This is a genomic window from Amazonocrinis nigriterrae CENA67 (assembly GCF_016056305.1).
Taxonomy (GTDB): domain Bacteria; phylum Cyanobacteriota; class Cyanobacteriia; order Cyanobacteriales; family Nostocaceae; genus Amazonocrinis; species Amazonocrinis nigriterrae.
The window spans coordinates 86,086-99,274 of sequence record NZ_JAECZC010000007.1; the positions used below are offsets into that span (position 1 = coordinate 86,086).

The window sequence follows — 13,189 nt, forward strand, 5'->3', positions numbered from 1 at the left end:
CTCCTCTGCTCCCCTGCTCCCCCACTCCCCACTCCCTTCTTCCAGCTAGCGAGAGAAAACTATATGGCAATTGGCGTTTTCTGCACTGAGTGCTGCTGATGTTGATGCTGAATAGGAATTTCAATCACAAACTCAGTTCCCTCACCAGGCGCTGAAATACACTTGATATTACCACCGTGTTTTTCCACCACAATATGGTAACTAATTGATAAACCAATTCCTGTTCCTTTACCTATTGGTTTTGTGGTGAAAAAGGGATTAAATATCTTGCTGCGTACTTCTTCCTTCATCCCAAAACCATTATCAGAAATGGAAATACATACATGGCTGTTATTTTTCACTTCTGTATAAATGCGAATCTGAGGATTGTTCGTTGTTTTTCTATTAACCACTGACCCCTGTACGGGCGCAAAGCATTGCGCCCCTACTCTTGACTCTTCAATAGCATCAATACCATTTGCTAACAGATTCATAAACACTTGGTTTAGCTGCCCAATATAACACTCCACTGGCGGCAAATTGCCATATTCTTTGATAATCTCAATTGCAGGTCTATGAGATTGAGCTTTCAGGCGATGCTGCAAAATCATTAATGTGCTGTCTATGCCATCATGAATGTCTGAAAGTTGCATTTCCGTTGCATCTATACGGGAGTAGTTACGCATGGTGCGGACAATTTCGCTGATACGATTTGCTCCTATTTTCATTGATTGCAACATCTTTGGTAAGTCTTCAATGATAAACTCTAACTCAACAGCATCTATTTCATCTTGAATTATGTCACTAGGATTAGGATACTGCTGTTGGTAAAGGTCGAGTAAATTTAGTATGTCTTGGGTATAACTATTAATGTGTTCGATATTACCTTTGATAAAGTTAATGGGATTGTTAACTTCATGAGCGATACCTGCTACCATTTGTCCCAAACTACACATTTTCTCGCTATGCACAAGTTGCAATTGCGTATTTTGCAGTTGATGTATAGCAGTTTCTAGTTGAGTTGCCTTTTCTCGTTCCCGTGTTTCTGATAATTGCAAATCTTGATTTTTGCTTTCGAGTTGTTGTGAGTAAGCTTGCAAATTTTGATAAAGATTGGCATTTTCGATAGAGATAGCAATTTGGGCACAAAGTAGGGATAATACTTGCAGGCGATCGCGTGTAAATGCTCCTGCCAATGAGCGATTTTCTAAATAAATAATTCCTGTAAAAGTGCCTTGATAAATTACAGGTAAGGCTAATAGTGATTTTATTTGGTGTTGGGCAATGTATGGATCGGCTGTGAATAATCCTTCTTGTTGAGCATCTTCTACAACTATCGGGTTTTCAGTGATTTGTACATAGTTAATTACAGAAAGCGGCACATCTGTAAACTTAGAAATATTGATAAAAGGTAAGATACTCACATCTTGAGGCTCAACAGTTCCTTGAGCTACTAAAACTAAAGCGTCCAATTTTTTCAAAAATAGTAGACCTTTCTGTGCCCCAGCATTTTCCATCACAATTAGCATTAATTTTTCAAGTAGTTTGTCAAAAACAATTTCTTGAGAAATAGCTTGCGATGCTTTCATGACTGTAGATAAATCCAGTACTGCCAAACTTTCGCTTGTAGTCGTTTTGATTGTGCGATGGATAGATATTTTGCTGTTTTCTTTATGATTAATATGAGAGATAAACTCAGGATATCTTGCTTCTAAATCTTTTACTTTTGCAATCGCACCCCAGCGGATATATCCATAGTAAGACTTGAGCAAGTAAGCTTCACCAATTGTTTCTTTACCGCATGATAAATAAAACTCGGCTGCTAATTCATTCGCTAAAGCTTCTTCTTGAATGTAGAGGTTTTGTTTAGCTCCAGCAATGGCGCGATCGTAATATTCCATTGCTCTCAAAGTTTGTCCTAAAACCCGTGCTTTTTCCGCTTCGACTAAATCATACTTATGCTGAAAGTTACAGGAAGCATGAGTTGCCCAAACTTTCATGTTTTCTTGATTTTTCAATACTTGATTTAAATATTCTTCTTGCTCACTCTTGCTCACATTTGGATAATGAGCTAAAAGAGTCAGTGAACAGTAGAAGTTATATACTACACTATATATAATACCTGTAATGTATACTACGTTTTCTGCTGATAGCCTGATATTTTCCACAGCCTGAGCAGTATCTTTAAAGATATAACAAAGCATCAACTTGGCAAAATAAAACAGAAACACCAACATGTTATTATTAGTTTCGCGTAAACTTGCCAGCATTGCTGCTTCATCAAAAACTTCTCCACTTAAAGCACATTTATTTATTGAATGATCAATTAAATTTAAGCATAGCTGTCTAACTATTTTAGTACTTCCAATAGCTGTTTGCTGATTCAGCTTTAATAGCAAATCAAAATATTGTAAATGCTTCTTTTCTACAACATTTAATGGTTCACCTATGAGAAAGATGTAAAAACAGTAGTACATTGTAGCATAGCTAGCATATTCTAAATCTCCCGTTTCCAAACCGCTTTGCTGTGTTTCTATTAAGGGTACTATGCTTTCTTTTAAATCCCTTTTCCAAGGTCTAATCAAACTATAAACAACATTGTAGATTTTACATTTGAGTTCTTTAGCGTTAAATTGTTCCAATAACTTGAAGGCTATTTGACCGCATTCATATCCTGTATCCAATCCTTCTAACGACCCGCATGAAATCAAGCCATAAATAACATATGCATAAGCTGCTATTGCTGAATGACCATGTTTTATACACAGATTGATCATAGTTAATACAACTGGCAATAGCATTTCTTGTTTTGCCATATAAACAGGGCCCATCAAAGAAACTAGAATTCGCATAATTGCTAGTTGCTTGGCATCTGTCATAATGGGAAAACTTTCTAAATCTTCCAATCGAGGTAAGATAGGCAAGGTATTTTGGGTACTGGATATAACAGACAAGTCAAGACCTAGCATTTCCAGTGCTTGCACACCTGCATCGAATGCTTCTAACGGTCGGTTCTGAGCCATATAAGATAAAACTTTTAGCTCTAAAACTTTAGCTTTGTCAAGAATGCTTTTCGCTTGTTGCAAGACAATATCAGTTAAGATAGCAGACTGCTCAAAATTAGCATTTAAAGATTCGACTTCCACCGCTTCAATAAACAAAGCAAGTGTTAAGTCATAGTGACTTGACCAGCTATTTTCTGCAAGCAATTCCAAAGCAACATTGATGTATTTGCTAGCAGCTTCATAAGCTGTAGCTGCTTTGGCTTTTTTAGCCGCCCTCAGATTCAGTTCAGCTAATTCATATTTTTCTGACTGTTCAATAATTAACTCAACACCAACATTTAGCTGATTCACAATATCAAAAATATTAGCTTCCCGTTCTGTGAGTGGTGTATTAGCAAGTAGTAGCCGACCAATTTTTAGATGAGTTTCCTTTTTCTGGTCTTCTGGAATTAGAGAATAAGCTGCTTGCTGTACGCGGTCATGTAAGAATTTATAGGCAACTTTCCCAGCATCCAAGTTAAAAGCTATTGATGATTCTTGCTGAAACACCAACGGAATTTTATAAGCATTACTCAGAGGTAAAATCAAACCTGACTGTAATCCTGCCCACAAATCTGCTGCCGTTACCGTCTGCGATTTTTCGCTAACAATTGCTAGCACATCTAAACTAAAGCAGTTCCCAATACACGCTGCTAGTTTCAGAATATGCTGTGTTGCTGATGGCAGTTTTTGAATATTGCCAGCCACTAATTCCACAACCGTTTTATCTGTAATACCAATTGCTTGAATTTCCGAAATATTCCACTGCCATTGCCCAGTATTGAAATCAAAGTTTAGCAGTTTCTCTTGGTATAGTGTGGAAAACATTTGCGTTAAAAAGAAGGGGTTGCCAGCAGTTTTATAAAAAAGTAATTCTGCTATTGGCTTAGTTTTTTCAGTTTCACCTAGAGTATCAGCAACTAATTGGTTAACATCTGATAATTTTAAAGGTTTTAAAATAATACGATTGATAGTCGCTTGCTCTTGTTCAATTTTCTCTAATGTTTGCATTAAAGGATGGGTAGAACTAACTTCATTATCTCGATAAGTTCCAATCAATAACAAATATTGACTTTCAGAATCGGTAACAAGCAATTGAATTAAATTGAGAGAAGCTGAATCTGCCCATTGTAAATCATCCAGGAATAAAACTAGAGGGTGTTCCTTTTGAGCAAAGACACGAATAAACTCTTGAAACACCCGATTAAAACGATTTTGTGATTCTACTGCTCCTAAATTCGGTACTTGTGGCTGTTGACCAATAATTAGATATAGTTCAGGAATAACATCAATGATAATTTGTCCATTATTACCAAGGGCATTGAGGATTTTTTCTTTCCAAAGAGTTATAGATGTGGAATTTTCTGTTAAGAGTTGCTGAATTAATTCTTGGAAAGCTTGAATGAAGGCAAGATAAGGAATATTGCGTTTAAACTGGTCAAATTTACCACTAATAAAATACCCAGATTGGCGAACTATGGGTTTATGAATTTCATGTACTAAAGAAGATTTACCAGTACCAGAGTAACCAGAAACTAACATCAATTCACTATGTGAAGGAAGTGGTGAAAACTCTTGATCTATTCTCTCTGGACTAACTCGTGTAAATGCTGCTAGTAATGTTTCTACTTCTTGTTCTCTACCGTAAAGTTTTTGAGGTATGAGAAGTTGCCCAGATAAATCTTGCCCTCCCACTTGAAAATTAGGAATTTCGCCTATGGTTTCTAGATGTGTGAGGCAAAATTTTAGGTCATACTTGATTCCAGCCGCGCTTTGATATCTGTCTTCAGCATTTTTTTCCAGTAATTTCATGACGATATCAGAGACAGCAACAGGAATTTGTGGATTTAACTGATGAGGCGGTACTGGTTTTTTAGCAATATGGCAATGAACTAACTCCATTGGGTCGTTGTTTTGATACGGTAATTGACCAGTCAGCATTTCATAAAAAGTGACGCCCAGTGAGTAATAGTCGGTGCGGTAATCAATAGACCGATTCATTCTGCCAGTTTGCTCTGGAGAGATATAGGCAAGTGTACCTTCGAGTAAGTTGGGATGACTAACTGTTTGATTTTCTTTAGATAACCGAGAAGCAATACTAAAATCGGTAATTTTTACCTGAAGTGTTTCTGGGTTAATAATAATATTTTCAGGTTTGATATCTTTATGAATAATCTCTTGCTGATGCAGTCGAGCTATAGTTTCAGTGACTTGCAAGATTATTCGTAAACAATTACCTATCTGAATAGATGTATTTTTTAAAAAGCTTTTTATAGATTGATCACCAAAATATTCTAATATTAAAGCAAAAGAATTTTTGTAATGCAACAAATCTATTGCTTTCACAACTCCTTCTATATGCAAATTTTTGCTAATCTCGTATTCATGTTTTAAAGTTGTTAATTCTTCTAATGAAGGATACTCACATTTTAAAGTTTTAATAATGACTGGTTGCTGGTCTAGCTCTCTAATGGCTTGATATAGGGTAGTATTTTCTGATGCGTGTATTTTTTGCAAGTTTTTGTAACCTGAGATTTGCATATAAACATACTCCCTGAGTCACTTTAAACACAGTTCAAAGTTATATAATATGAGCGATATAAGGGTCTATCTGTGATAGAGATCACAAAGAATATTTTATAAATTAAAAGCAGCACTTAAGTATTTATTCTTAAAACAAAGTGTTAAAAAATATGGATAAAGTATAAACTATGAGAAGTTAATTCCAATGTGAAAATTATGTTTGCTAATTCATACTCTAATTGACAACAGTTTTCAGGTATTTAGGCCATGACTGAGACGGGGAGTAGAAAGTTTTGTGGTTAAATTTTTTGAAAAACGCTGTATAATTTCACGTGTTTAATATAGTAATCCTATTTAATTTGTGAAAATTCAAAGTTTCAGAACCCTGACTGATCAAAAAAGTTGGGTATCTTGTTTCTCACAAATGAGAATCTAATATGTTTTCCTCTAGCAGCATATGAATTGCTGCTAGAGGAAAATAAGGGTTTCGCTTATTGTTTACGTAAGTCCTTGTTGACGTTGTTATTGATATAGCCAAACACGCAAAAGTGAGAGCAGCTGTTCAGTATCCACGGGTTTGGTAATATAGTCTGATGCACCTGCGGCAATGCACTTATCGCGATCGCCTTGCATGGCTTTAGCGGTTAGTGCAATAATCGGTAAACTTTGAAATTGCTCGTTCTGGCGGATCAGCTGGGTTGTTTCGTAACCATCCATTTCTGGCATCATTACATCCATCAACACGACATCAATGTCTGATGTATTTTCTAATACTCGAATACCTTCCCTGCCGTTTTCGGCATATAAGACATGCATTTGATAGCGCTCTAGCATACTTGTCAGCGCGAAAATATTACGTACATCGTCGTCCACAATTAACACTTTCTTACCAGCAAGTAAGTAGTCTCGCGAATGCAGTTGTTCTAATAAATGTCGTTTGGGTGCAGGCATATTTGCTTGCACTCGGTGTAGGAATAATGCTGTTTCATCAAGAAGGCGTTCTGGTGATTGCACGTCTTTGAGGATGATTGTCTCGGCTATGCGCCGGAGTTCGGTTTCTTGGGTTTTGGTAACTTCTCTACCGGTGTAGACAATAATTGGCAAATTTTCCCCATTCGGTTCTAGCTTAATTTGCTCGATCAGTTCAAACCCTGTCATATCTGGCAGTCCTAAATCGAGGACGAGGCAATCAAAATGCTCTCGACGGATGGCTGCTAGTGCTTCAAGTCCGGTAGCAACGGCAGTGGTAGCAACATCGCTGTTACCAATCAGTTCGACAATGCTATGGCGTTGAGTATCGTCATCTTCAACCACTAGCAAATTCTTCACCCGACGGTCAACAAAACCTTTAATTTTGGTCAATGCTTCAGATATTGCCTCACTGGTGACGGGTTTTTGCAAATATGCGATCGCCCCTAGTTGCAAACCGCGTTGTCGTCCTTCTTCCACTGTCATAATATGTACGGGAATGTGACGTGTATTCGGGTCATGCTTCAAGCGATCTAACACTGTCCAACCATCCATTTCTGGCAAGCGGATATCAAGCAAAATGGCTGATGGTAAAAATTGCCGTGCTAAAGTCAAACCTGCACTACCAGTTTGAGCAGTGATCACCTTAAATCCCTGCTGCCGTGACATATCTAAAAGGATACGCGCAAAGTTAATGTCATCCTCAACAATCAACAACAGGCGATCGCCACTTTCGATGGTAGCGCGATCGTCATCTAAAAGTGCTGAGTGCTGAGTGCTGAGGAGCCAGTGCGTTGCGGGGGTTCCCCCCGTTGAAGCATCTGGCGTTGCTGAGTGGGGATTGGAAAGTTGGGAGTGGGGAGTGGAGAGTGGGGAGTAGGAAGCAGAAGGAATGAATTCTCCGCCTCTCCTGTCCTGGGGCAGGTAGAATGTAAACGTGCTACCTTGACCGGGTTGACTGACAAGCTTAATTTCTCCACCAAACAGGTGGGCAATTTCACGGCTAATTGATAAGCCCAATCCTGTGCCACCATATTTACGGCTAGTAGTGCCATCGGCTTGCTGAAATGCCTCAAAAATCACTTTTTGCTTATCGGGGGCAATGCCGATGCCTGTATCGGTGACTGAGAAGGCAATCACCATCTGGGCACGATTCAAAATTTCTTGGTTATGACTCCACCCATGCTTTGCCACCTCAATTCGCAAGCGTACCTCGCCATGTTCTGTAAATTTGAAAGCGTTGGAGAGGAGATTTTTCAACACTTGCTGTAAGCGTTTCACATCAGTGTAGATGGTGTTTGGCAATCCGGGAGCCAATTCAATTGTGAAACCAAGTCCCTTGTTTTGAGCTACTTGCCCAAAGGTACGCTCAGTTTGCTCAGCCAACTCTGGCAATAGTATCTGCCCCATGTCAATTGACATAGTTCCAGATTCAATTTTAGCCAGATCCAAAATGTCATTGATCAACGCCAATAAATCTGTACCTGCGGAGTAAATTGTCTGGCTATACTCAACTTGTTTATTGCTGAGGTTGCCTTCGATGTTATCTGCCAACAGCCTAGCTAAAATTAACAAACTGTTCAGTGGTGTCCGCAGTTCATGGGACATGTTCGCCAAAAATTCAGATTTATATTTGGACGAAAGTGCTAATTGTTCAGCTTTTTCTTCCAAAGACCGCCTTGCTTGTTCAATTTCGCGGTTTTTGCGCTCGACTTCTTTCTTTTGCTGCGCTAACAACTCGGCTTTTTCTTCTAACTCGGCGTTGGTTTGTTGCAGTTCTTCTTGCTGTCCTTTGAGTAAATCCTCGGAGGTTTTCAAGGATTGGGCTTGTTGTTCTAGGCGCTTGTTGGTTTCCCGGAGTTCGTTTTGCTGGGTTTGTAGTTCTTCGGCTAGAGATTGAGACTGCTTGAGTAATTCTTCGGTACGCATGGAAGCGGCGATGGTATTGAGAACGATCGCAATACTTTCGGTGAGTTGGTCGAAGAATGTCAGGTGAATTTCGCTAAAGCGGCGGAATGAAGCTAATTCAATTACCGCTGTTACCTGCCCTTCAAATAATACAGGTAACACTACGGCATTGAGTGGGGTAGCTTCTCCTAAACCAGAACTAATTTTGACATAATCATTGGGTACTTCTGTCAGCAGAATTCGCTCTTTTTCCAAAGCGCATTGTCCTACCAAACCTTCACCCAGGTGAAAGCGGTTGGCTAGATGCTTGCGTTCGCGGTAAGCATAGCTACTGAGGAGTTTGAGATAGGGCTGAATTTCTGGGGCTTCCATCAAGTAGAATACGCCATGTTGCGCTCCAACCAAGGGTGCCAGTTCCGAAAGAATCAGTTTAGATACAGTTTCTAAATCTCGCTGACCTTGCAGCATCCGGGTAAACTTCGCTAGGTTAGTTTTTAACCAGTCTTGTTCAGTATTTTTCTGGGTTGTTTCCCGGAGATTGGCAATCATTTGGTTGATGTTGTCTTTGAGGATTGCCACTTCCCCTAAGGCTTCCACGGCGATAGAACGAGTTAAATCGCCTTTGGTTACGGCTGTGGCTACTTCGGCGATCGCTCGTAACTGTGTAGTTAATGTAGCAGCCAATTCATTGACGTTATCGGTCAAATCTTTCCAAGTTCCAGCCGCCCCAGGCACTCTAGCTTGACCGCCTAATTTTCCTTCGATTCCCACTTCCCGCGCCACTGTTGTCACCTGATTGGCAAAGGTGGCTAGGGTATCAATCATTTCGTTGATGGTTTCTGCCAAGGTTTCAATTTCGCCTTTGGCATCCAGCATGAGTTTGCGCTTCAAGTCGCCATTGGCTACCGCCGTCACAACTCTAGCAATACCCCGCACCTGGGCTGTGAGGTTCCCCGCCATCGAGTTTACGTTGTCGGTCAAATCTTTCCAAGTGCCTGCTACACCTTGCACCACAGCTTGACCGCCCAATTTACCCTCGGTGCCCACTTCCCGCGCCACCCGCGTTACTTCCGATGCAAAGGAACTGAGTTGATCCACCATCGTATTAATGGTGTTTTTCAAGTCCAAAATTTCGCCTTTGACATCGACGGTGATTTTCTTGGAGAGGTCGCCATTTGCCACTGCTTTGGTGACTTCGGCAATGTTCCGCACCTGGGCTGTGAGGTTCCCCGCCATTGAGTTTACATTGTCGGTCAAATCTTTCCAGGTGCCACCCACGCCTCTGACATAGGCTTGCACACCCAGCTTACCTTCGGTTCCCACCTCCCTGGCAACCCGCGTTACTTCACTGGCAAAGGAGTTTAACTGATCCACCATCGTGTTGATGGTGTTCTTGAGTTCCTGAATTTCACCTTTGACATCAACGGTGATTTTCTTGGATAAGTCGCCGTTAGCTACCGCCGTTGTCACTTCGGCGATGTTCCGTACTTGGGCTGTCAAACTTCCCGCCATGAAGTTCACGCTGTCGGTGAGGTCTTTCCAAGTACCTGCCACCCCTTTGACTTCTGCTTGTACACCCAGCTTTCCTTCGGTGCCTACTTCCCGCGCCACCCGCGTTACTTCACTTGCAAAGGAGTTGAGTTGATCCACCATCGTGTTGACGGTATTTTTCAACTCTAAAATTTCGCCTTTGACATCAACAGAAATTTTCTTGGAGAGGTCGCCGTTGGCTACTGCCGTTGTTACAGCGGCAATGTTGCGTACTTGGGCTGTCAAACTGCCTGCCATGAAATTCACGCTGTCGGTGAGGTCTTTCCATGTACCGGCTACACCTTTCACATCGGCTTGTACACCCAGCTTTCCTTCACTTCCCACTTCCCGCGCCACCCGCGTTACTTCACTTGCGAAGGAGTTCAGCTGATCCACCATTATATTGATGGTGTTTTTCAACTCTAAAATTTCGCCTTTGACTTGTACAGTAATTTTCTTGGAAAGGTCGCCATTTGCGATCGCTGTGGCAACTTCGGCAATGTTCCGTACTTGGTCGGTGAGGTTTCCTGCCATCATGTTCACCGCGCCTGTCAAGTCTTTCCAGGTGCCTGCCACTCCCCGGACTTCGGCTTGTACACCCAGCTTTCCTTCGGTTCCCACTTCCCTAGCAACCCTGGTGACTTCTGATGCAAAGGAACTCAGTTGATCCACCATCGTGTTGATGGTGTTTTTCAACTCTAAAATTTCCCCTTTCACGTCAACGGTGATTTTCTTAGATAAGTCGCCATTTGCCACCGCCGTTGTCACTTCGGCAATGTTCCGTACTTGGGCTGTTAAACTTCCCGCCATGAAGTTCACACTATCCGTCAAATCTTTCCAAGTACCTGCCACGCCTCGCACTTCTGCTTGTACACCCAGTTTTCCTTCACTGCCCACTTCCCTTGCAACCCTGGTAACTTCTGATGCAAAGGAGTTGAGTTGATCCACCATCGTGTTAATGGTGTTTTTCAACTCTAAAATTTCCCCTTTCACATCCACGGTGATTTTCTTGGAAAGGTCGCCGGTTGCCACCGCCGTTGTCACTTCGGCAATGTTGCGTACTTGGGCTGTCAAACTGCCCGCCATGAAGTTTACGCTGTCTGTCAAATCCTTCCAAGTGCCTGCCACTCCCCGGACATCGGCTTGCACACCCAGCTTTCCTTCACTGCCCACTTCCCTAGCCACCCTAGTGACTTCTGATGCAAAGGAACTCAGTTGATCCACCATGATATTGATGGTGTTTTTCAGTTCAAAAATTTCACCTCTAACATCAACAGTGATTTTCTTAGAAAGGTCGCCGTTGGCGATCGCTGTGGCAACTTCGGCGATGTTCCGCACTTGTCCGGTCAGATTACCTGCCATTAAGTTTACGTTGTCGGTCAAGTCTTTCCAGGTACCCGCTACCCCCCGGACTTCTGCTTGTACGCCCAGTTTGCCTTCGGTTCCCACTTCTCTAGCAACCCGTGTTACTTCACTGGCAAAGGAGTTGAGTTGATCCACCATCGTGTTGATGGTATTTTTCAACTCCAAAATTTCGCCTTTGACATCAACGGTGATTTTCTTGGAAAGGTCGCCGGTTGCTACCGCCGTGGTGACTTCGGCAATGTTCCGCACTTGGGCTGTTAAACTGCCTGCCATGAAGTTTACGCTGTCGGTCAAATCTTTCCAGGTACCTGCTACGCCTCTAACTTCTGCTTGACCGCCCAGTTTTCCTTCTGCACCCACTTCCCTCGCAACCCGCGTTACTTCTGATGCAAAGGAATTGAGTTGATCCACCATGATGTTGACGGTGTTTTTCAACTCTAAAATTTCGCCTCTGACATCAACGGTGATTTTCTTGGAGAGGTCGCCATTAGCTACTGCTGTGGTTACTTCCGCAATATTACGGACTTGGGCTGTTAAATTACCTGCCATCAAGTTGACATTATCGGTCAAATCTTTCCAAGTACCTGCCACACCCCTGACTTCTGCTTGTACACCCAGCTTCCCTTCTGTACCCACTTCACGGGCAACTCTGGTAACTTCACTGGCAAAGGAATTGAGTTGATCCACCATCGTATTGACGGTGTTTTTTAGTTCCAAAATTTCGCCTTTAACATCAACGGTGATTTTTTTGGAGAGGTCACCGTTGGCGATCGCTGTGGCAACTTCGGCAATATTCCGCACTTGTCCGGTCAGATTACCTGCCATTAAGTTCACATTGTCGGTCAGATCCTTCCAAGTGCCTGCCACTCCCCGGACTTCTGCTTGTACGCCGAGTTTACCTTCAGTACCTACTTCCCGCGCCACCCTTGTTACTTCACTAGCAAAGGAACCCAGCCGGTCTACCATCGTGTTGACGATATTAGCAGTTTGCAGAAACTCTCCTTGCAGGGGTCTGCCCTCAATTTCTGTGGCGATGGTTTGGGATAAGTCACCATTAGCAACAGCCCGGATCACACGAGTGGTTTCAGATGTCGGTTGCACTAAATCTGTAATTAGGGTATTGACAGAAGTTACACAATCTGACCAAGAACCGCTAACATTTCCTAGAGAAGCGCGTTCACTAATTTTGCCTTCTTTGCCAACTACATTGCCGATGCGCTGTATTTCTGCCGCCATCCGCTCATTCTGCTCAATAATATCGTTGAGCGTATCAGCTATTTTCCCAGCAATGCCAGTTTGGTCTATGGGCATCCGAGCAGAAAAGTCACCTTGTTTAACAGCACTGAGTGTCCTCAATAGTTGTTTTAAATCTAGATTGTCGCTTTCTCTAGTTAACTGTTCGGTTGCCATCGCCTGATCCTTAAGAAATTTAGTATTTTTTCGACTAGGTAATTCTTTAATGTTTTTTACAAATTATTAATGATGTGCGCTGTTTCCCTTTGAGGCAATTGTGATCTCAATTTATCTTCATGCACATCCTGAATAACTGATTTTGCTGTCAGAAACACCACTGAGCCAATGATAGCTAGTAGTCTGTGGTTTGAGATAGCTTGCAAATATTTTTTAATTCACAATCAAGTAAATAAGCTCTTATACCATTTTGGATTTTAGATAGGAATCGCTTTGATGCGTCTAAGTTTTGTCAATCAATTTGGTATTTTTACTTTTTTAATGACTTTTACCTTAGTTACTTGTTATACCTTGGTCTATAATTTTGAACAAAGCGATTTTAGTATAATTACTCAGTAATTAGGAAGTTTTAGTTGTTAATACTATCTTACTTTGAAGTTGCTACATATGGTGCAAAGTTC

Annotated in this window: 2 protein-coding genes; both read right to left on the reverse strand. The window is 41.6% G+C overall.

Annotation, left to right across the window (positions count from 1 at the left end):
• Positions 1–59: 59 nt before the first annotated feature.
• Positions 60–5,564 (reverse strand): trifunctional serine/threonine-protein kinase/ATP-binding protein/sensor histidine kinase, encoded by a 5,505-nt coding sequence (locus I8748_RS05665; RefSeq protein ID WP_198123684.1) that lies wholly within the window; start codon positions 5,562–5,564, stop codon positions 60–62.
• A 504-nt stretch (positions 5,565–6,068) separates the two neighbouring features.
• Positions 6,069–12,728, reverse strand: coding sequence for a HAMP domain-containing protein (locus I8748_RS05670; RefSeq protein WP_198123685.1), 6,660 nt, complete (start codon positions 12,726–12,728; stop codon positions 6,069–6,071).
• Positions 12,729–13,189: the final 461 nt, after the last annotated feature.